The sequence below is a fragment of the Gemmobacter fulvus genome, assembly GCF_018798885.1.
GTDB lineage: Bacteria > Pseudomonadota > Alphaproteobacteria > Rhodobacterales > Rhodobacteraceae > Gemmobacter > Gemmobacter fulvus.
Map to the genome: position 1 here is coordinate 168,790 of NZ_CP076362.1, position 22,008 is coordinate 190,797.

A 22,008-nucleotide genomic window follows, 5' to 3' on the forward strand; every position below is an offset into this window, starting at 1 on the left:
CCGCCGGGGCCAGTCTCGCACCATACCCTTAATAGGCTACAGGTCTGGCGGTGGCGGGCTGGGGCGGGGATGAAGACCGCCGCACAGCCTACTGGTTTCATTCGGATAGTCAGGATGAAGCAGCACGGTTTTGCGGCCTCCTGTCGGGGTTCAAAGGCGGATCAATCTGCCATTCGTATAATATATCACAGGAACATCAAAGAATCGCAGCCAAAATTCTCCCCTTGGATCGCCGGATCAGAGCCCGCGCTGATAGGCATCGGCCAGATCGAAAGCATCGCAGAGGAAGCGCGCCATCCGGTCCCGGGTGCCGGATTCCTCCAGCCGGGCTGCGGCCCAGCCGATATAGGACAGCGCACGCAGCAACAGGAACAGCGGCAGGGCTTGCAGATCCTGCGCGTGCAAAGCCCGCGCAGTGCGATACCCGGCAATCAGCGCGGCCTCGATCCGGCGATAATTCGGTTCGCGCCGGTTCTTGATCAGCGCCGTCGCAATGTCGAACATGCGCCAGCCGGGGCCTGAATCGTCGAAATCAATCATCTCGACCGTGGTGCCTGTCAGAAGCACATTCTCGCGCACCAGATCGGCGTGGATCAAGCCATAATCCAATCTGCCAAGGCGCGACAGGCCGGTTGCGGCCAGCGCCCGGATGGCCTGCAAGCGTGCCGCCTCCTCTGCGCGCAGGCCTGCGCAATCCCAGAACCGGCCCCAGAGTGGTGCTGCGCCAAGCAGCCCCTCGCCGTCCCAGGCCTTGCGGGCAAAGCCGGGCGGTGGCTGCCACCGATCCAGCGCGCTGTGCATCTGCGCCATGGTCCGGCCAAGGGCGGTGAACACCGATGTCAGCTGCGCGGCGGTCATGCCCAGCGGGATGCCCGTCTGGCCCAGCGGCGTGCCCTCCATCCACGAGACAATATCGGCGTGAAGCGCGGGTTGCCCCACGTCTGCGGCAAGGGTGACGGTGGCGGCCCCCTCTGCCGTCAGGATCGGGCGGGGCACCCGCAGCCCGGTTGCGCGCAGCGCCGTCATCAGATGCAGCTCTGATGCCAGTTCTGCGGCGCTGTGATAGCCGGGGCGATGCAGGCGCAGCGCCGCTGGGCGGCCATCGGCAAGCTGCACCCGGAACACCGCGTTTTCGCGGTATTTCAGCAGGACAGGCGGGGTGCTCAGCCCCCATCGGGCCTGTGCCTGCACCGCGCGGGCTTGAAGCCGCCGCAGTAGAAGATCACCGCCGGTCACAGGGTTGCCAGAGCGTCGTCCAGCACCTCCAGCATCAGATCGGCATTGTCGCGGCTGAACGGCATCGGCGGGCGGATCTTGGTGGTGCATTCGCCCACGCCGATCTTGCCCATCAGGATGCCCCGGTCTTTCATGCCATTGATCAGCCGTGTGGCATGATCCGGGGCCGGTGTTCTGGCGGTGCGGTCCAGCATCAGCTCCGCCCCGAAGAACAGCCCCGTGCCGCGCACCATTCCGATCAGATCGTGACGTGCCGCCAGACGTTCAAGGCCGTGGCGGGCATAGTCCCCCACCGCGCGAGCATTCTCCATCAGGTTTTCGTCGCGCAATACATCCAGCACAACCAGGGCCGCAGCGCAGGACACCGGATTGCCGCCGAAGGTGTTGAAATAGCGAAAGGCCTTGCGGAACGCGTTCAGTGTGTCTGGCGTCGTCACCACTGCCCCCACCGGATGACCATTGGCCATCGGTTTTCCCAGTGTCACGATATCGGGCATGAAGCCCGCGCGTTGATGACCCCAGAAATGGCTGCCGGTGCGGCCAAAGCCGGGCTGCACCTCGTCGGCAATCACCACCCCGCCCGCCTTGCGCACGGCGGCGATTGCGCCGTCCAGAAATCCGGGCGGCAGATCGGGAAAGCCTTCATTGGCGAAATAGGGGCAGAGGATGAAGGCCGAAAACCCGTGCGTCGTCGCCTCCAGATCGGCAATCGCCTGTTCGACCCGCGCGGTGAAGGCAGTCCCCGGCGCGCCGCCCAGAGGCCGCGCGCTGTCCGGGGCGGGCACATGGCGGACATGGCCACCAAAGCCCCCGACCGGCGGCATCCGGGTGGACAGTTGCGACACCGCCGTGGTGTTGCCATGATAGGTGTGATCGGTGGCAATGACCCCGGTCCTGCCGGTGACCGCCTGCGCCATCCGCAGGGCAATGTCATTCGCCTCGGACCCGGTGCAGGTCATGATGGCGGTGGACAAAGACGGATCAAACGTTGCGGTCAGCCGCTCGACATAACCAAGGATCCCCTCGTGCAGATAGCGGGTATGGGTGTTCAACAGGCTTGCCTGCCGGCAGATCGCCTCGACAACTGCCGGATGGCAATGCCCGACATGCGGCACATTGTTGTAGCAATCCAGATACTTGCGCCCGTCCGCATCCCACAGCCACACCCCGCTGCCCCGCACCAGATGCACCGGATCGGTATAGAAGGTGGACATGCCGCGCCCCAGCAGGCGTTCGCGCCGGGCTAGAAGGTCGGTGTTTGCCTGCATCTGTGTCATGCTTTCACCGCCGCCAGCCCGGCATCGAGGGCCGCAAGCATCCGGGCCACATGGTCCGAGGTGATGATCAGCGGCGGGGAAAAGATGATGTTGCTGCCCGATGTGCGCACCATGCAGCCCGCGTCATAGGTCACATCCTGCACGGTCTGCACCTTGTCCTTGCCCAGCCCGGTTCTGGTTTCGGGATCCGACACCAGCTCCAGCGCGCACATCAGCCCAATGCCGCGCACATCGCCGATCACCGCATGGCGCGACTTCAACGCGTGCAGACCCGCCATCAGCTCGGCCCCGCGCGCGGCGGCATTGGCGGCCAGATTCAGACGCTTTGCTTCGGCCAGCGTCGCCAGTGCCGCCGCCGCGCCGACCGGATGCCCGGAATAGGTATAGCCATGGCTGATCAGCCCGCGCGTGTCGCTATTGGCCTCGAAGGCCTGCGCAATCCTGTCACTGATCATCGCCGCCCCAAAGGGGAAGTAGCCATTGGTGATGGCCTTGGCCGTGGCCATCAGATCGGGCTTCACCCCCCACAGGCGGCTGCCTGTCCAGGCGCCGGTGCGGCCGAAGGCGGTGATGACCTCGTCTGCGATCATCAGGATGCCGTGCCGGTCACAGATCGCGCGCAGCAAGGGCAGCAGCGTCGGATGCGGCACGATCACGCCACCGGCCCCCAGAACCGGCTCCACGATCAGGGCGGCGATAGTATCTGCGCCCTGAAAGGCGATGTCATCCTCGAACTGGCGGGCAATGATGCGGGCCATCGCGGCGGGATTTTCGGTGTCCAGCGTGCTGCGATAGGGATAGGGGGCGGGCAGATGGAACACGCCGTCCAGCATCGGTGCATAGTTGCGCCGGAACGCCGGATTGCCATTCACGGAGGCACCGCCGAAATGCGTGCCGTGATAGCCTTTCTTGAGCGCGAAGAATTTCGTGCGCTCGGGCTGGCCATTCACCTTGTGATACTGGCGGGCCAGCCGCAGGCAGGTTTCCACCGAATCCGAGCCGCCCGAGGTAAAGAACGCCCGTGTCAGCCCGTCTTCGCGGAACCATTCGGCCAGTTCGTAGGACAGTTCGATCTGCGGTGCATTCGCCGTGCCGCGAAAGACCGAATAATAGGGCAGGGCCTCCAGCTGATCGGCAATCGCCTGTTTCACCGGCGCGCTGGAATAGCCGAGATTGACGTTCCAAAGCCCGCCCACGCCGTCCAGCGCGGTCTTGCCGTGAATATCGGTGATCTCCACCCCCTGCGCCGCTGCGATGATGCGCGGCGGATGGGCCCGCATTTCCGCAGGATGCGCCATTGGATGCCACATATGGCGGGCGTTGTTCTCGGTCAGGAAATTGGTGTCGCGCATCGGGGATCCATTCTGCTGGCGTCGGCCAAAGGTCTTTGGCCTGACCCTATCGGGCCGCAGGGGCGCGCGTCATTCCTCCTGAAAGGTGACGGTCTTTAGTGGATCAGGGCGCGCGGCGCTGTTCCGGGGCGGCGGCGACGGTGGTTTGCAGCCAGTCCTGAAAGATGCGCAGGGCGGCGCGTTTGGGCAGCGAATTGTTGACGCAGAACCAATAGCCGTGACTGGCCAGAAAGCCGATGCCGCCGGGGTTGACCAGCGCGCCCGACAGCAGCTCTTCCTCGATCAGCTTGCGCGGGATCAGCGCCATGCCCTGCCCGGACAGCGCCGCGCGGATGACCATGGTGTAATAGCCAAAGCGCATCCGGTGGCGCGGCTCCAGCTCCGGAAGGCCATAGGCGGCGGCCAGGGTCGACCAGTGCAGCGGCGTCTGCGGATGTTCCAGCATGGTGCCCTGCGCGAAATCCTCAAGCCGCTCTGGCCCGCCCAGCTTGGCCTCATATCCCGGCGTGCAGGCCAGAATCACATCGCGGCCCAGCAGATAGATCGCATCCTCGCCCGGAAACTGGCCCTGCCCGTAGCGGAACACGCCGTCCGGCGGCTCGAACTGGGTTTCCGACACGAAGGTGGTGAACTGAAGGTCAATGTCGGGATGGCGCTGCGCGAAATCGGCAAAGCGCGGCAACAGCCAGCGGTCCCCGAAAATCGGCAGAACCTGAAGGCGCAGGGTCTTGGGATCAGCCCCAAGTCGCAACGCGCGCAGGGCGGCATCCTCCATCGCCTTCACCGCGATGCGGGCATGTTCGATGTAGATCTGGCCCAGTTCGGTCGGCACCATCCCCGTTGGCAGCCGGGTGAACACCGGGCCGCCCAGCAGGGTTTCCAGCGACAGAAGTTGTTTGCTGACAGCACTTTGCGACAGATTGATGCTCTCGGCGGCAGCGGTGGTCGATCCGCGTTCGGCAATGGCCAGCAACACGCGCAAACCGGTCATGGAAGGCAGGCGGATGGGTTGATAAGCCATGATCCCCCGTCAGGTGCCTAGTCGGTTTCGTCATATGGTTAGCAGATAAACGCGTTTGTGCAAGCGCGGCTGTGGCGCGAAGCTGTGTGTAACAAGACCAAGACGACAGGGAAATCAGATGTCCGAACCAACGAACCTTCTGTGGGGGGCGCGCTTTGCCAGCGGCCCTTCGGTGGAGCTCAGCAATTTGTCACGCGCGCCGTCCTCCTTCTTCCGGCTGTTCCGCGAAGACCTTGCCGGATCACGGGCCCATGCCCGCGAGTTGGAACGCGCCGCGGTTCTGACTGCCGACGAATGTGCCCGGATGCTGGATGCGCTGGACCGGATCGAGGCCGATGTCGCCAGCGGCGATGAACAGCCGCAGCCGGGTGACGAGGATGTGCATACCTTTCACGAACGGCTGCTGGTGCAGACGCTGGGCACCTTGGGGGGCAAGCTGCGGGCCGGGCGGTCGCGCAATGACCAGACGGCGAACAACACCCGGCTGTATCTGCGCAGCACGGCGCGGCGACTCACGCTGGCGGTGCTGACGGTGCAAGAGGCGCTGGCGGCACAGGCCGCGCGCCATGCCGAGACGCTGATGCCCGGCTTTACCCATCTGCAACCGGCGCAGCCGGTGGCGCTGGGGCATCACCTGATGGCCCATGCGCAGGCCATGTCGCGCGATGTGGCGCGGTTCATCGACTGGGACGCGCGCTTTGCGCAATCGCCACTGGGGGCGGCGGCGCTGGCCGGATCGGCCTTTGCCCGCACGCCCGAACTGTCGGCGCAGGACATGGGATATGGCGGCCCCTGCGAAAATTCGATTGATGCCGTGGCCAGCCGCGATGTGGTGGCGGAATTCCTGTTCATCACCGCGATGCTGGGCGTCAACCTGTCGCGCCTGTCGGAAGAGATCTGCATCTGGGCCTCGCGCCAGTTCGGCTGGGTCAAGCTGCACGATTCCTATTCCACCGGATCGTCGATCATGCCGCAGAAGAAGAACCCCGATATCGCCGAACTGACGCGCGGCATGTCAGGCACGATGATCGGCAATCTGACCGGGATTCTGGCGACGCTGAAGGCGATGCCGCTGGCCTATAACCGCGATCTGGCCGAGGACAAGCGGGCGCTGTTCCAGACGGTCGATCTGCTTGATCTGATCCTGCCCGCCTTTGCCGGCGTGGTGCGCACACTGGGCTTTGACACCGACCGGCTGGCCGCCGATGCGCCGCGCGGCTTCACGCTCGCCACCGAAGTGGCCGACTGGCTGGTGCGGCAGGGCATCCCGTTTGCACAGGCGCATGAGGTTTCGGGCGCCAGCGTGCGCTATTGCGAAGAGCGCGGGATGGAGCTTCAGGATCTGACTGCCGCCGATCTGCCGCAGATCGACGCGGCGCTGACCCCGGCGGTGCTGGCGGTGATCAGCCCCGACCGCGCGCTGGCCGAACGCTGGGGCAAGGGCGGCACCGCGCCAGTGCGGGTGCGCGAACAGATCGCGGCCTTTACCGAGACCTGCGCCCGCCAGCGCCGCTGGGCGATGGCAGAGCCGACCGGCGCCGCCCTGCGCCGCAGCCCCAGCCGTGCGGAGGTTCTGGCATGACGACGCAAATGTCTGACGCTTCGGAACAGGCGCGCTATGAAATCGCGCATCTGAAACTGGTGCCGCGCCGCCACGTCGGGCGGCTGATCACGGCGGCGGTGGCGCTGCTGCTGACCGGCCTGCTGGTGCGCGCCTTCATCATCGGCCAGATCGAATGGGATATCGTGGGCCAGTTCCTGTTTGCCCCGGCCATCGTCAAGGGCATCTGGAACACGCTGGCGATGACGGTGATGGCGATGGGCCTTGGCATCGTGCTGGGCGTGGTGATCGCGGTGATGCGCATTTCGGGCAACCCGGTGCTGTCGGTCATCGCCCATGCCTATGTCTGGGTGTTTCGCGGCGCTCCTGCCCTGCTGCAACTGCTGCTGTGGTTCAATCTGGCGCTGATCTTTCCGACCATTGCCTTTCCCGGCCTGTTCGAACTGCGCACCGTCGATGTGATGACGCCCTTTGTGGCCGCGATGCTGGGCCTTGGCATCCAGCAGGGGGCCTATACCTCTGAAGTGGTGCGCTCGGGCCTGTTGTCAGTCGACAGCGGCCAGTATGAGGCGGCGCGCACCATCGGCATGACCCAGATGCAGATGCTGCGCCGGATCGTGCTGCCGCAGGCGATGCGCGTCATGGTGCCGCCGATCGGCAACGAGGTGATCGGCATGGTCAAGCTGACCTCGCTGGCCTCGGTGATCCAGTTTTCGGAAATCCTGCACAATGCGCAGATCATCTACTACGCCAACACCCGCGTGCTGGAACTGCTGCTGGTGGCAAGCTTCTGGTATCTGGTGATCGTCTCTGTGCTGTCGCTGATCCAGAGCCGGATCGAACGCCATTACGGACGCGGCACGCGCTCCGTCCGGGCCACCGTGTAAGGAGCGGCACAGATGACAACGGATATTCTGGTCAAGGCTATCGACGTTACCAAGAACTTCGGCGAATTCCGTGCGCTGGATGCCGTCAGCCTCGAGGTGCGCAAGGGCGAAGTGACCTGCATCATCGGCCCCTCCGGTTCGGGCAAAAGCACCTTTTTGCGCTGCATCAACCTGCTGGAGCGGATCGACGCGGGCGGCATCTGGGTGAATGGCGAGCTGATCGGCTATCGCCGCGACGGCAACCGCCTGCACGAGCTGGCCGATGCGCAGATCGCCCGCCAGCGCCGCGGCATCGGCATGGTGTTCCAGCGCTTCAACCTGTTTCCGCATCAGACCGCGCTGGAAAACATCACCGAAGGCCCGATCCAGGTGCTGAAAGACAATCCCAAGGTGGCGCGCGACCATGCGATGCACCTGCTGGAGCGGGTGGGCCTAGCCGACAAGGCGGGCAACTATCCGGCAGAACTGTCGGGCGGGCAGCAGCAGCGCGTGGCGATTGCCCGCGCGATGGGCATGCGCCCCAATCTGATCCTGTTTGATGAACCCACTTCGGCGCTTGATCCTGAACTGGTCGCCGAAGTGCTGGATGTGATGAACGATCTTGCCACCTCCGGCATGACGATGATCGTTGTCACGCACGAGCTGGGCTTTGCCCGGAATGTCAGCAACAGCGTTGCCTTCATGGACGGGGGCAGGCTGATCGAACATGGCCCCGCAGCCAAGGTGCTGACGCAACCCGACAGTCCCCGGACTGCCGAGTTCATAAAAGCCGTCCACAGATAACAAAACCCAACAGACGAGGATCCTCCCATGACCGCAACCCGTATTCTGGCCACTTCGGTGGGCCTGCTCTGCCTTGCCTGCGCCGTCAGCGCCGAGGGCCTGCCCGAAAAATACAAGACCGCCGGCAAGGTGGTGGTGGCCAATCAGCCGAACTACCCGCCGATGGAATATGTCGATCCTGCGACCAACACGCTGATGGGGGTGGATATCGATCTGGGCCTCGCACTGGCCAAACATCTGGGCGTGACCGTGGAATGGGCCGATATCGGCTTTGAACAGATGGTCTCGTCGCTGGAAACTGGCCGCGTCGATCTGATCCACAGCGGCATGAGCGATCTGCCCAAACGCCGCGAAACCATGGATTTCGTGGATTACATGAAATCGGGCGCGCAGTTCTATACCGTGACGGCGCGGGCGGGCGAATTTGCCAGCATCGCGGATTTCTGCGGCAAGACCGTGGGCATGAGCCGCCGCACCTCCTTTCCCGACGAGGCCAAGAAATGGAGCGATGCAACCTGCGTCGCCAATGGCAAGCCAGAGCTGATCGTGGTCGGCACCGAAGGGTCTGCCGATGCGCGCACGCAGCTGAAACAGGGCCGTCTTGATGGCGCGGTGCAGGGGTCGGAAACGCTTCCCTATCTGCTGACGCTGGAACCCGATACCTATGCCGTGATCGGTGAGCCCTTCACCGCCGTCTATCAGGGCATCGGTTTTGCCAAGGACGCGACCGATCTGCGCGATGCCTATGCCGCCGCGCTGTCGGCGCTGATCGCCTCGGGTGAATACAAGACGATCTTTGAAAAATACGGTCTGGGCGGCACCATGCTCGATGCCGTGCGGATCAATGGCGAACCGCTGAACTGATCCCCCGCTCGCCCGTGGCCGCGTTTGGCCACGGGCCCCGCGCCGGGCATCCCGCCCGGTGCCCCTATTCAAGGACAGGATGGATGACCTCGCATTCCGCTTTGGGCGGACCCTTTCCGGCTGCGCTGCCGCATCTGGAGGCGATGACCCGCTTCACCGCCGCCCTGCGCTTCGAGGATCTGGACCCCGCGCTGATCGCCAAGGCCAAGCTGCATCTTCTGGACACATTGGGGGCGGCGCTGGCGGGCACCCGATCCGCCGAATTCCGTGCCGCCTGCCAGCTTGCGACGGGCGACGGCGCGCGGCTGTTGGGCAGCGCGCTGCATGCCAGCCCGCGCGATGCGGCGCTGATCAATGGCGTGGCGGCGCATGTGTTCGAACTCGACGATTCCGGCGGCTGCGATCATTCCGGCGCGGTGGTGGTGCCCGCGCTGCTGGCGGCAATGGGATCGGGGGCGGGCACCTCGGGGCGCGATCTGATCTGTGCGCTGCTGGCGGGGTATGAGGTGGGGCGGCGGATTCTGGATGCCTCGGGCGGCTATGGCGGCCATAATGGCGCGGGCTGGCATTCCACCGGCACCTGCGGCACGCTGGCCGCCGCTGCCGCCGTCTCGCGCCTGCGCGGCTACGGGCCGCAGACCACCCGCCACGCCGTCACCCTGTCCACCAGCTTTTCCTCGGGGCTCTGGGCCTTCATCCATGATGGCAGTCAGGCCAAGAAGATCCATGCCGGACGCGCCGCCGAGGGCGGGCTGCTGGCGGCGGATCTGGCCGGGGCGGGGCTGACCGGTCCGTCGCAGGTGTTTGAAGAGGTCTGGGGCGGCTTCTTCCGCAGCTTCATCGGACAGCCGGGCCGCGCGCAGGAATTTTCTGACGGGCTGGGGCAGATCTGGAAAATCAACCGCGTGTCGCTGAAACCCTATGCCGCCTGCCGGGGCGCACATTCGGCGGTGGACGCCTTGGGCGACAGTCTGGCGCAGACCGGGCACAGCCCGGAGCAGATCACCCGCATCGACCTGCGGCTGAGCCAGTTCCTGATGGATATGTGCGGCACCGCCCGGCTGGACACGCTGGCGGGCGCGCAGATGAGCCTCGCCTATGTGCTGGCCGCGCGCTGTGTGTTCGGGGCGGCGGGGCTGGCGCAATATGCCGCCCCCGTCCGCCGCGATCCGCGTCTGGCCGCGGTGATGGCCAAGGTGCGGTTTCAGGTTGATCCCGCGCTGGCGCAGATGGACGAGCCGGTGCTGACGCTGACCTTCGCCGATTGCCAGCAGATCACCACCGTGGTGCCGCGCGCTACCGGCGCCCCCGAGCGCCCGATGACCGAGGCGGCGGTGCTGGCCAAATTCACCAGCCTTGCGGGCATGGCCCTGCCAGAGCCGCAGGTGGCAGAATTGCTTGCTTGTGTGAACCGCCTCGAGACGCTTGACAGCTGTGACAGCCTTGTCGCTCTGCTCACCCATGACGGGCCACAGCGCCCGGTATTCGACTGAGCCCCGGAGGGCACCCCCATGACCCATGACCTGACCCCAAGGCCGCTGAACCCCGCCCCGCCCGCGCCCGATTTTGCCTGGCCCGGTGGCAAGAAAAGCGCTGTGTTCATCGGCTTTGACGTGGATGCCGAAACCGCCTGGATCGGCAATACCCCGGCCAATGTGAACCGCATGGTCACAACCTCGCATGGCGGTTACGACGCCCGTGTCGGCATTGCGAAGATCCTTGATCTGATGGCGGATCTGTCGCTGAAGGGCACCTTCTTCATTCCGGGCTGGACCGCCGAGGCGCATCCGGCCGCCTGTGAGGCCATCGTCGCGGCAGGGCACGAGATCGGCCATCACGGCTATCTGCACAAGCTGCCCGACCGCGACCGTCTGGACGAGGCCTATGACGAGATCGACCGCGGGCTGGCGGCGCTGAAGGCGCGGCTGGGCGTGGTGCCGGTGGGCTATCGCGCGCCCTCGGGTGAGAATTTCCCCGAACTGCTGGCGCATCTGACGGCGCGCGGGCTGCGGTATTCCAGCTCGTTCCGCGATGACATCCGGCCCTATCGTCATCTGCTTGCCGATGGCCGCCCCGGCCCGGTGGAAATTCCGGTGAACTATGCCTTTGATGACTGGAACTTCGGTATGACCGCCCGCACCAGCCCGCGCAGCATCTTCGGACGCGACATGATCCTGCCGCTGTGGCGCGATGAGTTTGCGGCAACCCATGACTGGGGCGGCGTCACCACCATGGTGCTGCATCCGCAGGTGTCGGGCCGCCCGATGCGCTGGCATATCCTGCGCGATTTCCTGACCGAAGTCGCCGCGCGCGAGGATGTCTGGATCGCCACCGGGGCCGAGATCACCGCGCATTACGAGGCCTGCGAGGCGGCACGGTAACGGGAGGCGCGCGGGGGCAGCCCCCCGCGCGCCTGTCGTCAGGATTTCAGGGCCGGGCTGAACGCCATCAGGCTGAGGATTTCAAACAGCACCTGTGCGGCGATTTGTGCGGTGTTGGTGGTGCTGTCATATTGCGGCGCCACCTCGACCACATCGCCCCCCACCAGATTGAGGCCCTTGAGGCCCCGGATCAGCTCCAGCACCTCGCGCGGGGTCATGCCGCCCACTTCGGGTGTGCCGGTGCCGGGGGCAAAGCCGGGGTCCAGCGCGTCAATGTCGAACGACAGATAGGTCGGGCCATCGCCCACCACGGCGCGGGCGCGGCGGATGATTTCGGGGATGCCCAGATGCGGCACCTCTTCGCCATGGATCACCGTCATGCCCGAGACGGTCGAGAACTCCCACAGATATTCCGCCGAGCCGCGAATCCCGATCTGGATCGTGCGCTCGGGGTCCAGCACGCCATCCAGCACGGCATTACGCATCGGGCCACCATGATGGAACTTGGTGCCATCGGTCGCGCCGCCGGTGTCGCAATGCGCGTCGATATGGATCAGCCCGACCGGCCGGTCGCGCCCCACTGCGCGCAAGACCGGATGGGTGATCGAATGATCGCCGCCGACCGACAGCGGCACGACCCCCGCCGCCACGATCCGCGCGATATGCGCCTCGATGTCGCGGTGGCTCTGCTCCAGATCATAGCGGCTGGTGAAGGCCACATCGCCGATATCGCCCACCCGCATCTCGTGCAGCGGCAGGCAATCCAGCACGTGATTATAGGGGCCGATCCGCTCCACCCCGCGCATGGCACGCGGCCCGAAGCGCGCGCCGGGGCGGTTGGTGACGCCCAGATCCATCGGCAGCCCGGTCAGCGCCACCTGCAGGTCGGCCAGGGCCTCCGGCTCGGGCCGGTAGGGGGCGCCGACCAGCGTCGGCACACCGGACCACGGCATCACGCGGGTGCCTGCCGGGTTGAACACCCGCGCGGCCACGCGGGCAAAGCGCGGATCGGCGATCCGGGCAGAGTTGTCATCGCTGAACTGGGCGCGCAGGGCGGCAAGGTGAATCTTATCCATCTGAAGGGTCTTTCTGATGTCGGGCGGTTGCGGGCCGAGTATGACAGCACTGGACATGGCAGATCAATTTACAGAATATTGCGATATGATGTCAGGAAAACTCACATAGATGCACGCGCTGCCCCCCCTGACCGCGCTGCGCGCCTTTGAGGCGGTGGTGCGCACCGGCACGCTGTCGGCGGCGGCGCACGATCTGGGCATCACCCATGGCGCGGTCAGCCTGCAAATTCGCGCGCTGGAACAGGCGGTGGGGCAGCCGCTGTTCGCGCGGCCCGGCAAGCGGCTGGTGCTGAACGGCCATGGCGCGCGGCTGTTTCAGGCGGTCAGCACGGCGTTTCAGGGCATGGCCACGGCCACCGCGCAATTGCGCGCCCCGGTGGACAGTGGCCGCTTGCGCATCGCCTGTGTGCCTGCGCTGCTGTCGCATTGGCTGTTGCAGGTCATCGACGATTTCGCCCAGACCCACCCCGAGGTGGAGCTGCATCTGATCCCCGCCAATGACCCGCAGCTGGTGCTGCGCGATGCGGCGGATCTGTGCCTCTGTTATGGCGACCGACCCGACCCGGCGCAGATCCACAGCCAGAGCCTTGCCGCCGTCCGCCTGTTTCCGGTGGCCAGCCCGGCGTTGCTGACGCGGGTGCCGCTGAAATCCTGGCGGGGGTTGCAGCAGCATGTCCTGCTGCATGCCGATGACGGGCAGGAGTGGCGCGAATGGGCCGGGGCCGCGCCATGCCCGCTGCGCCCCACCGCCCATCGGTATCTGAGCGATGCGCGGCTGGTGCTGGAGGCGGCGATCCTTGGCCATGGCATCGCGCTTGGCGATACGATCACCACCGGGCGGGCGCTGGCGCGGGGCGATCTGGTGGTGCCCTTTGCGCAGAGCGTGATGTCGCGCTCGGTGTTTTATCTGGCCTGCCATCCGGGGCGGCGCGATGTGCCGCTGCTGGCCAAGATGTCCGGCTGGCTGGCCGGGGCGATGGAGGCGACGGGTGATCCGCTGCGCCTGCCCGCCGCGCGGGGCGAGTGATCAGGCGCGTGTGTGCAGCGCGCGGACGATGCGCCAGGCCCGCCGCGCCACGGTCAGCGCCGTCCCCAGCACCACCGCCCAAAGCGTCAGCCACAGCACGCCGCCCGCACCCGACCACAGCGGCTCGGCCAGCGCCAGCAGCGCGCCGCCCGTCACCAGCGCCATGCGCTGGGGTTTGGCCATCGGCCCGCAAAAATCCGCAGGCAGGCCGCAGCTGCGGCCCAGCTCGCGGGTATAGGCGGTGAACACCGCCAGCGTGGCAGCGGCCCAGCCCAAGGCGGGAAGGCCAAGGCCCAGCCCCAGCCCGACCAGAATGGCAATATCGGCGATCCGGTCGGGAAATTCGTTCCAGAATGGGCCATCCGGCGCTTGTCGGCCCGCCTCGATGGCGACCAGCCCGTCCATCAGATTGCAGATCAGCCGCACCTGGCAGCCAAGTGCTGCCAGCAGCAGCAACCCCACGCGCCACGCCCCGTCCGCCGTGCCCACCGCCCAGAGCGCCCCACCCGCCAGCGCCGCCGCCGCGATACTGGCCAGCGAGATCTGGTTCGGCGTGATGCTTGTGCCGGCCAGCCAGCGGCTCAGCCCACGGGCCCAGCCGGTGTCGCGGCTGGAAATCGGGCGGCGATCAGGGGCTTGGGTCATGCGGGCTCCGGTTGCGGGGGATCATGTCAGCGACCACCAATAGCGGGTCAGATGGTAAAAGATCGGCGCCGAAAAGATCACCGAATCCAGCCGGTCGATAAAGCCGCCATGCCCGGCTATCAGGTGGCCCCAATCCTTGACGCCACGATCCCGCTTGATGGCCGACATGACAAGCCCGCCGAAGAACCCCATCAGCACGATCACACACGACAGGCCCGCCGCCTGCAATGGGGTGAAGGGCGTCAGCCAGGACAGGCTCGCCCCGATCAGCATGGCCGACAGTGCGCCCCCGGTAAAGCCCTCGACCGTCTTGGAGGGCGACAGGCGCGGCGCAATCTTTGTGCGGCCCAGCAGCTTGCCCCAGACATATTGCATCACGTCGCTGCCCTGCACCACCACCACCAGAAAGGCGATCAGCAGCACATTGCGCCCCTCATATCCCGGGATATGCAGGCTGAGCAGGGCAGGCACATGCGAGATGCAGAACACGCAGATCATCGCGGCCCATTGCACTGCGGCCACCCGCAGCAGAAAGCGTTCGGTATCGCCGAACAGCACCGCAAGGATCGGCAGCAGCAGAAAGGCATAGACCGGGATGAAGATGGACCACAGGCCATACCACTCGATCCAGATCAGGTAATATTGCACCGGCAGCACGCCGAAAAACGTGGCAACCAGCGCCCAGTGATCGCTGCGCCGGGTGTCGACCAGCGTAACGAACTCGCGCAGCGCCGCGAAAGAGCAGAGCGCGAACAGCAGCGTGGTGCCCGAAGATCCCAGCAGCAGCGCCACCGCCATCAGCGCGACCATCACCCACCAGGCCTTGATCCGGTCATTCAGGTTTTCGATGCCCGGATTTTCACCCTGCGGCGACAGGCGTTGCTGCAACACATAGCCCACGCCCGAGGCGGTCAGCAGCACGCCGCCCAGACCCGCCAGCAGCCAGATCAGATCGCTTTGCGCGGGCGTCATTGCGGCGGCCTTTCTGCCTTGGGCGACAGGCCGATCAGGGCTGCGGTGGCGCGGGCCAGAAAGGCGTCTTTCGTCTCGTCACCGCCCACATGCAGCGGCGCGCCGAAGGTCACCGTGCAGATCAGCGGGATCGGCACCAGACCGCCCTTGGGCAGCACCCGGTTCAGATTGTCGATCCAGACCGGCACCAGTTCGGTCGCCGGGCGGGCGCGGGCCAGATGATAAAGCCCGCTGCGAAACGGCAGCAGCGGCGCATCGGTCACATTGCGCGTGCCCTCGGGAAATACGATCAGCGAGGCGCCCCCATCCAGCGCCTGCGCCATCTGCGCCACCGGATCCGCCTGCCGCGTGGCGGGGTCGCGGTCGATCAGCAGGGCGTTGAACACCTTCTGCCCGACAAAGCGGCGCAGCGCCCCCGCCTGCCAATACTCCGCCGCCGCAACAGGCCGCGTCACCCGGCGCAGGCGCGGCGGCAGCACCGTCCAGACCAGCACGAAATCGCCATGGCTGGCATGATTGGCGAAATAGATGCGCTGCGTTGCATCCGGGGTGATGCCGCTGAAAATGCCGCGCACCGCCGTCACGGCCCGCGCAAACAGCACAATCGCCAGCGCGCAGAGCGCGGCCGGCAGGGGCCTGAAAATGCCTGTGATCATATTGCCCGATCCTGCGTCCGGCCTGAGCCCGTCTGATGGCGAGTAGAGCAGAGCCGCCGCCTTATCGCAACAGTGCCGGACCGATCAGCCGCCCCGGGCGGCCTCGATCGCGGCCACGTCGATCTTTGTCATTTCCATCATCGCGGCAAAGGCGCGGCGGGCCTCGTCGCCGCCTGCGGCCATTGCCTCGGTCAGCACGCGCGGCGTGATTTGCCACGAGATGCCCCACCGATCCTTGCACCAGCCACAGGCGCTTTCCTGCCCGCCATTGCCGACGATGGCATTCCAGTAGCGGTCGGTTTCGTCCTGATCCTCGGTGGCGATCTGGAACGAAAAGGCCTCGGTCTGCCGGAAGGCAGGCCCGCCGTTCAGACCCATGCAGGGGATACCCGCCACGATGAAATCGACCGTCAGCACATCCCCCGCCTTGCCCGACGGATAATCGGCGGGGGCCAGATGCACCGCCGTGACCGCGCTGTCCGGGAAGGTCTGGGCATAAAACTGCGCCGCCGCTTCGGCATCCTTGTCATACCAGACGCAGATCCTGTTCTTGGCCATATCCTGTCCTTTCGCTGCTGGGGGGGATCCGGGGAAGGCGCAGACCACCTCTCAGCAAGGCGCAAAAGCCACGTTCGGTCAAGGCGCGCGTGATCCGGTCAGTCTCCGACCCAGCGGACCAGCTGCGCGGTGGACCAGTTGCAGGCCCCGGCCTCGGTCATGCCCGTCACCTGCCAATGCACGCTGAACAGCCGGGGCGTCAGCAGCCGCATCCGCCCGGTCGAGGTCAGTGCGCCGCCTTCGGCCGCGAGTGAGGCGGTGCCGAGGGTTTCCACCGGGGTCACGTTCTGAAACCTGTGGGGCGCATAGTCGGGATCGGGATTGGCGGCCATGAAGGCGGTCTGGATGGTCTCGCCCGAAAAACCGGCGTTCCAGACCAGCCGCGCCGTGACGGTTTTCGGATTGGCCAGAACCTGCCGGAACATCTCGGTTCCCGGCCCGCACTGCACCGCGATATTGAACGGCGTGCCATCGCGCCACAGCCCATCCACCGGCTCCAGCGTGGTTTGCGGGCAGGTGCCCGAACCGCCAAAGCGGGCGTGCAGCGCATCGGTGCCCTCATCGGTCAGGCTGCTGTCGGTGGCCGGGCTGTCCCACACACCCTGCACCTCTGCCGCGACCTCTGGCAGGCCCAGGGCCACCGCCAGATCGGCACGGCTGAGCGGCATGGCGGCACAGGTGCAGCCCGCACCCGCCACACAATGCGCGGAATAAAGCCCCGAGGCATAGGCATCGACAAAGGGCCTGCCTTCATCGCCGGGGGTAAAGACCGGAATGGAGTCGGCCAGAAGCGGGCTGGCAAGGGCAATCAGAACAAGGGCGGCAAGGCGCATGGGGCGGCTCCGGTCGGGACAGGTGCGGCACAGGTTAGGGTGGTTCTGCGCCCCATGCTTGGGGCTGACGGCACCTGGCACGGGGTTGGCGGCACTGGCCGTATGCTGCCCGGCGGAACTTTTCGGGTATCGCACCATACCGGCCACCCGGCTGGCGCGACGCGCGGCGGCGGTGCAGGGTCTGGCAGAGGAAGACAAGGCAGTGGCCGCGGCGCATCCGGCCACCACCGAGGAGGAGGAAAAACATGCGGAATGTCACCATCGACAACGTCACCGACGTTGTGATTTCGTCACTTGGCCAGACGACGCCGATCCCGGCACGGCAGCGGGAAATCATGGAGGCCCTGCTGCGCCACCTGCACGGTTTCTGCAAGGACGTGAACCTGACCCATGCCGAGTTTCTGGCCGCCTGCGATTATCTGGGCCGCGCCGGGGCGATCTGTTCGGACAAGCGGCAGGAATTCATCCTGCTGGGCGACATTCTGGGCGTCGAGGTGCTGGTCGACATGCTGTCGAACCCGATCACCGGCGGCGAGACCATTTCGACCGTGCTGGGGCCGTTCTTCCGCGAAAATGCGCCGGTGATGCCCAAAGGGGCCTCGACCGTGCAAAAGGCGTTCGACACGCAGGAAACCGTGCTGGTCGAGGGCTATATCCGCGACACCGAGGGCAATCCGATTGCGGGCGCGATCATCGACGTGTGGGAAGATGCGCCGAACGGTCTGTATGAAAACCACGACCCCGAGCAGCCGGATTACAACCTGCGTGGCCGCTTTGAAAGCGATGCAGACGGCCACTATGCCTTCCGCGCCATCCGCCCGGTGCCCTATCCGATCCCCGGCGACGAGACGGCGGGCGAGCTGATCCGCTTCATGGGCCATCACTGCATGCGCCCGGGCCATATTCACGTGATGGTGTCGCATGACGGCCACCGCCCGCTGATCTCGCAGATCTACGATGCGGAGAGCGCGCATCTGGACAATGACTCGGTCTTTGCGGTGAAGGCGGATCTGATCGGCGAGTTCAAGAAGGCGCCGGCAGGGGCCGACACCGATCTGACGCTGCGCTTTGATTTCGCACTGCCCCGGGCGGATGCCGCGCGCATGGCAGCCGAGTAAGACAGAAGGGCGCGCCGCAGCCCCATCCGGGGCGTGCGGCGCGCATCGTTGACCGGCGCGCCTGTTGGCCGCCCTTGAAGGACCATGCAGATGAACATGCCGGGCATTGCCGCGCCAAGCCATCCTATTGCCTTGGGCGATCTTGCCCGCGGGCGCGAGATTGTCGCCGTGGAAACCGTCATCGTCGACGTGCCCACCGCGCGGCAGCACCGGCTGTCAAACACCGAGATCACCGTGCAATCCTATGTCATCGTCAAGGTCGCGCTGGCCGATGGCACGCTGGGCTATGGCGAGGCCGCCACGCTGGGCGGGCCGCGTTGGGCCGAAGAAAGCGTCGAGGCGATCAAGGCCAATATCGACAGCTATCTGGCCCCCGCCGTGCTGGGCCGGTCGGCCCTCTCGTTCGAGGCGAACCAGTTGGCGATGCAGATGGCGGCCAGTCGCAACAATGCCGCCCGCGGCGGCGTGGATGCGGCGCTGTTCGATGCGGCGGGCAAATCGCTGGGCCTGCCCACGCATCAGTTGCTGGGTGGCGCGCTGCGCGACCGGATCGAGGTGCTCTGGGCGCTGGCCTCGGGCGATGCCGATCAGGAGATCGAAGAGGCGCGGGCGAAGCTGGCCGCGCGCGAACATCGCCGCTTCAAGATCAAGCTGGGCTTTCACAGCCCCGCCGAGGACATGGCGCGCCTGGCCCGGATCGTGGCGGCCCTGCCGGGCTGCGAGATTGTCTGTGACGTCAATCAGGGTTGGTCAGAGGCGACGGCCATCCGTTATGTGCCGCAGCTGGCCGAGCTGGGGGTGGTGCTGATCGAACAGCCGCTGCGCCCCGGTCTTGCCGCCGCAACCGCCCGGGTGGCCGCGCGCAGCCCCATTCCGATCATGACCGATGAGGCGGCCTTTACCGGCCCCGAAATCGTGGCGCAGGCCATGGCCGGGGCGGGATCGGTCTATTCGCTGAAACTGGTGAAAAGCGGCGGGTTGATGGAGCTGAAGCGCGCCGCCGCCATCGCGCAGGCCTGCGGGATGGAGTTGTATGGCGGCTGTCTTTTGGAAACCGGGCTGGGGGCCGCTGCGCATCTGGCAGTGTTTTCCACCCTGCCGCGTCTGGAATGGGGTTGTGAACATTTCGGGCCGCGCATCGTGAAAACCGATCTGACCAATGGCGAGGTGGTGTTCAGGGATTTCCACATCCATTGCCCGCCGGGCCCCGGCCTTGGCGTGACGATCAACGAGACCGCGCTGCGGGCGCTGACACGGAAGGGATGACGATGCCGCTTTTGCATTGGTCGCCCCGCTCGCCCTATGTGCGCAAGGTGATGGTTGCCCTGCATGAAAAGGGGCTGGCCGGGCAGGTGGAAACCGTGCGCACCCATGCCGACCCGCTGATCCCGCATCCGGGGTTGATGGCGCTGAACCCCTTGTCCAAGATCCCGACGCTGGAGCTGGACGATGGCCGCCTGCTGTTCGACAGCCATGTGATCTGCCGCTGGGCCGACCGCAGCGGCGCTGTCGGGCCCCGCCTCTTCCCCGAGGATCTGCTGGCAGAGCGCGACGAGGCCCTGGGCACCGGCCTGCTGGATGTCGCGTTGCCCTGGCTGGTCGAGGTGCGGTTGCGCCCAGCCGCCCAGCGGTCTGACGACATGATCGCGGTCTATCGCACCAAGATGAACCGCGTGGCCGACTGGCTGGAGGATCATGTGCCCGCGCTGGAGGCCCGCGCCTTCGACATCGGGCATCTGAGCATCGGCGTCGCCCTCTGTTATCTGGATTTCCGCTTTGAGGCCGAGGCTTGGCGCAAGGGCCGCCCGCGTCTGGCGGCATGGCACGCGGCCTTTGCCGCGCGGCCTTCGGTGCAGGCCACGGCCTTCCGCGACGATCCGCGCCCGACCTGACTAACCACCCGACCTGACTAACCAAGCGTCTTGCGGGCGAATTTGCGGGTGATCTCCAGAAAGTTCATCACCTGCGGCGCGCGGTTGTCCAGCCGGGCATGGACGGTCAGCGCGGTGCCGGGATTGTCGCCCAGATAGGGCCGGTAGACCACGCCCGGCCGCTGCGTGCTCGACACCGATTCCGGCACCACCGACAGGCCCACCCCGACCGACACCAGCGAAATCGCGCTTTGAAAATCCTGCGTCAGTTCCAGCTTGGCGGGGGTAAAGCCTTCGCGCGCGCAGATGTTCAGCACCACATCGGCATAACCGGGCCGCGGCCTGCGCGGATAGAGCACAAACACCTGATCTGCCAGATCGGCAAAGCGGATCTCGGGCAGGCTGGCCAGCCGCGAATTGTCGGGCAGGGCGAGGATCAGCTTTTCGCGGCACAGCAGTTCGTGGCGGAATTCGTCGTCATTCAGGGCCGGTCGGGCCACCGCCACGTCAATATCGCGGGCAATCAGCCCATGCGACAGTTCGGCATTGTTCATCGCCGACAGTGCCAGTTCCACATTCGGATAGAACGAGCGGTAGGATTTGATCAGCGTCGGCAGCAACCCGTGCGAGGCCGAGCCGACAAAGGCGATCCGCAATCGCCCGCCGCTGCCGCTGCCCACCAGCCGGGTGTCGCGGTAGGCGGCATCCAGACGCGACAGGATCTGCCGCGCGTGATCCTGCAACACCACGCCGGCCTGCGTCAGCCGTATCTGGCTGCGGCTGCGGTCGAACAATTGCACGTCAAGATCGGTTTCCAGCGCGGCAATCTGCCGGGACAGCGGCGGTTGCGCCATGTCGAGCCGGGTGGCGGCGCGCCCGAAGTGCAATTCCTCGGCGACGGCCAGAAAGTATTTCAGGCGCTTGAACTCCATCCCTTTCCCTCCCCGGAAACCCGTGTTGCGGGTTTGATACCGCAGGCGGCGATACCTTTGAGGTATTGCATCACATGGCTGCGTGCATTGCCAGTGCGGCTGTGGCGCGGTTTGGTCGCGCAGCACGGCAAAAGGGGGGCTGACATGCGCATGATCCGATCCAACGGCATCTGGCTTCATTGCCGCGAGGATGGCCCGGCCACGGCGCCGCCGCTGTTGCTGATCAATTCATTGGGCACCGATCTGCGCATGTGGGATGCGGTGATGCCTGCGCTGTCGCAGGATTTCCGGGTGATCCGCTTTGACAAGCCGGGGCATGGCCTGTCGGAAACCGCGCCGCGCCCCTATCGGATCGACGGCTTGGCCGCTGATGCGCTGGCGGTGCTGGATGCCAGTGACGTGGCGGTGGCCGATGTGCTGGGCCTGTCGATCGGCGGGCAGATTGCGCTGTCCCTGGCGCTGAACCATCCCGAACGGGTGGGGCGGCTGGTGTTGTCGAACACGGCGGCGCGGATCGGCTCGGCGGCGATGTGGCAAGACCGGATCGCGGCGCTGGAACAGCAGGGCATCGCCGCGATGGCGGATGCGGTGCTGGAGCGCTGGTTCTCTGCCGCGTGGCGGGCCGGGAACCCCGGCGCGCTGGCAGGCTGGCGGGCGATGCTGTCGCGCACCGATCTGACCGGCTATCTGGGCTGTTGCGAGGCGCTGTCGGTGGCCGATCTGACCGCAGACTGCACCGCGCTGCGCCTGCCGGTGCATCTGATTGCCGGGGCCGAAGACGGGGCGACGCCACCGGCGCTGGTGCAGGCCACGGCGGATCTGATGCCGCAGGCGGCGCTGACCTGCCTGCCCGGGGTCGGGCATCTGCCCTGCATCGAGGATCCGGCAGGCTTTCTGGCGGTCTTGCGTGGGGCGTTGCCCACCCGCTGATGTCCGCGCGCCCTTCGGTCTGGTACAG

22 protein-coding genes are annotated in these 22,008 nt (G+C 66.1%); 11 read left to right on the top strand and 11 right to left on the bottom strand.

The window, feature by feature from the left end; all coding sequences use genetic code 11:
• Positions 1 to 237 precede the first annotated feature (237 nt).
• From KM031_RS17200 to KM031_RS17215, 4 genes are all read right to left on the bottom strand, one after another.
• Positions 238 to 1,236 (bottom strand): phosphotransferase enzyme family protein, encoded by a 999-nt coding sequence (locus KM031_RS17200; protein ID WP_260692173.1) that lies wholly within the window; start codon positions 1,234 to 1,236, stop codon positions 238 to 240.
• Positions 1,233 to 2,504, bottom strand: a complete 1,272-nt coding sequence (locus tag KM031_RS17205; protein ID WP_215505447.1) for an aspartate aminotransferase family protein — start codon at positions 2,502 to 2,504, stop codon at positions 1,233 to 1,235. Before KM031_RS17205 ends, KM031_RS17200 begins: the two co-directional genes overlap by 4 nt.
• 5 nt (positions 2,505 to 2,509) lie before the next feature.
• Entirely contained in the window at positions 2,510 to 3,865 is a 1,356-nt protein-coding gene (locus KM031_RS17210) for an aminotransferase class III-fold pyridoxal phosphate-dependent enzyme (RefSeq protein ID WP_215505276.1), read from the bottom strand.
• A gap of 103 nt (positions 3,866 to 3,968) precedes the next feature.
• Positions 3,969 to 4,886, bottom strand: a complete 918-nt coding sequence (locus tag KM031_RS17215; RefSeq protein WP_215505275.1) for a LysR substrate-binding domain-containing protein — start codon at positions 4,884 to 4,886, stop codon at positions 3,969 to 3,971.
• A gap of 118 nt (positions 4,887 to 5,004) precedes the next feature.
• Between KM031_RS17215 and argH the strand changes: the two genes are divergently transcribed.
• From argH to KM031_RS17245, 6 genes are all read left to right on the top strand, one after another.
• Positions 5,005 to 6,468 (top strand): argininosuccinate lyase, encoded by a 1,464-nt coding sequence (gene argH, locus KM031_RS17220; RefSeq protein ID WP_215505274.1) that lies wholly within the window; start codon positions 5,005 to 5,007, stop codon positions 6,466 to 6,468.
• Positions 6,465 to 7,334, top strand: coding sequence for an amino acid ABC transporter permease (locus KM031_RS17225; protein WP_215505273.1), 870 nt, complete (start codon positions 6,465 to 6,467; stop codon positions 7,332 to 7,334). Before argH ends, KM031_RS17225 begins: the two co-directional genes overlap by 4 nt.
• 12 nt (positions 7,335 to 7,346) lie before the next feature.
• The gene (locus KM031_RS17230) at positions 7,347 to 8,117 is read left to right on the top strand and encodes an amino acid ABC transporter ATP-binding protein (protein WP_215505272.1); all 771 of its coding nucleotides are present in this window, start codon (positions 7,347 to 7,349) and stop codon (positions 8,115 to 8,117) included.
• Between the two features lie 27 nt (positions 8,118 to 8,144).
• The gene (locus KM031_RS17235; protein WP_215505271.1) at positions 8,145 to 8,981 is read left to right on the top strand and encodes an ABC transporter substrate-binding protein; all 837 of its coding nucleotides are present in this window, start codon (positions 8,145 to 8,147) and stop codon (positions 8,979 to 8,981) included.
• Positions 8,982 to 9,064: 83 nt separating this feature from the next.
• Positions 9,065 to 10,474, top strand: coding sequence for an MmgE/PrpD family protein (locus KM031_RS17240; protein ID WP_215505270.1), 1,410 nt, complete (start codon positions 9,065 to 9,067; stop codon positions 10,472 to 10,474).
• Positions 10,475 to 10,492: 18 nt separating this feature from the next.
• Entirely contained in the window at positions 10,493 to 11,362 is an 870-nt protein-coding gene (locus KM031_RS17245; protein ID WP_215505269.1) for a polysaccharide deacetylase family protein, read from the top strand.
• Positions 11,363 to 11,400: 38 nt separating this feature from the next.
• Here the strand turns inward: KM031_RS17245 and speB are convergent, their stop codons facing one another.
• Positions 11,401 to 12,438, bottom strand: a complete 1,038-nt coding sequence (speB, locus tag KM031_RS17250; protein WP_215505268.1) for an agmatinase — start codon at positions 12,436 to 12,438, stop codon at positions 11,401 to 11,403.
• A 109-nt stretch (positions 12,439 to 12,547) separates the two neighbouring features.
• Here speB and KM031_RS17255 point away from each other — a divergent pair, with 109 nt between their 5' ends.
• Complete coding sequence (locus tag KM031_RS17255; RefSeq protein WP_215505267.1) at positions 12,548 to 13,465, top strand: LysR substrate-binding domain-containing protein; 918 nt, start codon at positions 12,548 to 12,550, stop codon at positions 13,463 to 13,465.
• Here the strand turns inward: KM031_RS17255 and KM031_RS17260 are convergent, their stop codons facing one another.
• The 5 genes from KM031_RS17260 to KM031_RS17280 all read right to left on the bottom strand — a co-directional run bounded on the left by KM031_RS17260 (position 13,466) and on the right by KM031_RS17280 (position 17,129).
• Positions 13,466 to 14,110 (bottom strand): CDP-alcohol phosphatidyltransferase family protein, encoded by a 645-nt coding sequence (locus KM031_RS17260; protein ID WP_215505266.1) that lies wholly within the window; start codon positions 14,108 to 14,110, stop codon positions 13,466 to 13,468. It lies immediately after the preceding gene.
• Positions 14,111 to 14,131: 21 nt separating this feature from the next.
• Positions 14,132 to 15,082 carry a phosphatidate cytidylyltransferase gene (locus tag KM031_RS17265; protein WP_215505265.1) on the bottom strand — a complete coding sequence of 317 codons (951 nt, stop codon included), beginning with the start codon at positions 15,080 to 15,082 and terminating at the stop codon, positions 14,132 to 14,134.
• A complete protein-coding gene (locus KM031_RS17270; protein ID WP_215505264.1) occupies positions 15,079 to 15,738 on the bottom strand; it encodes a lysophospholipid acyltransferase family protein in 660 nt (219 codons plus the stop codon). Before KM031_RS17270 ends, KM031_RS17265 begins: the two co-directional genes overlap by 4 nt.
• A gap of 84 nt (positions 15,739 to 15,822) precedes the next feature.
• Positions 15,823 to 16,296, bottom strand: coding sequence for a VOC family protein (locus tag KM031_RS17275; protein WP_215505263.1), 474 nt, complete (start codon positions 16,294 to 16,296; stop codon positions 15,823 to 15,825).
• Positions 16,297 to 16,394: 98 nt separating this feature from the next.
• Positions 16,395 to 17,129, bottom strand: coding sequence for a hypothetical protein (locus KM031_RS17280; RefSeq protein WP_215505262.1), 735 nt, complete (start codon positions 17,127 to 17,129; stop codon positions 16,395 to 16,397).
• 245 nt (positions 17,130 to 17,374) lie between these two features.
• On the opposite strand from KM031_RS17280, the gene KM031_RS17285 reads away from it, so the two are divergent.
• The 3 genes from KM031_RS17285 to KM031_RS17295 all read left to right on the top strand — a co-directional run bounded on the left by KM031_RS17285 (position 17,375) and on the right by KM031_RS17295 (position 20,139).
• Positions 17,375 to 18,247 (top strand): dioxygenase family protein, encoded by an 873-nt coding sequence (locus KM031_RS17285; RefSeq protein WP_215505261.1) that lies wholly within the window; start codon positions 17,375 to 17,377, stop codon positions 18,245 to 18,247.
• A 96-nt stretch (positions 18,248 to 18,343) separates the two neighbouring features.
• Positions 18,344 to 19,513 carry a muconate/chloromuconate family cycloisomerase gene (locus KM031_RS17290; protein ID WP_215505446.1) on the top strand — a complete coding sequence of 390 codons (1,170 nt, stop codon included), beginning with the start codon at positions 18,344 to 18,346 and terminating at the stop codon, positions 19,511 to 19,513.
• A 2-nt stretch (positions 19,514 to 19,515) separates the two neighbouring features.
• Positions 19,516 to 20,139 carry a glutathione S-transferase N-terminal domain-containing protein gene (locus KM031_RS17295; RefSeq protein ID WP_215505260.1) on the top strand — a complete coding sequence of 208 codons (624 nt, stop codon included), beginning with the start codon at positions 19,516 to 19,518 and terminating at the stop codon, positions 20,137 to 20,139.
• A gap of 17 nt (positions 20,140 to 20,156) precedes the next feature.
• Here KM031_RS17295 and KM031_RS17300 read toward each other — a convergent pair whose 3' ends face one another.
• Positions 20,157 to 21,050: a LysR family transcriptional regulator gene (locus KM031_RS17300; protein WP_215505259.1), complete on the bottom strand. Its 894-nt coding sequence runs from the start codon at positions 21,048 to 21,050 to the stop codon at positions 20,157 to 20,159.
• A 144-nt stretch (positions 21,051 to 21,194) separates the two neighbouring features.
• On the opposite strand from KM031_RS17300, the gene pcaD reads away from it, so the two are divergent.
• Entirely contained in the window at positions 21,195 to 21,980 is a 786-nt protein-coding gene (pcaD, locus tag KM031_RS17305; RefSeq protein ID WP_215505258.1) for a 3-oxoadipate enol-lactonase, read from the top strand.
• Positions 21,981 to 22,008: the final 28 nt, after the last annotated feature.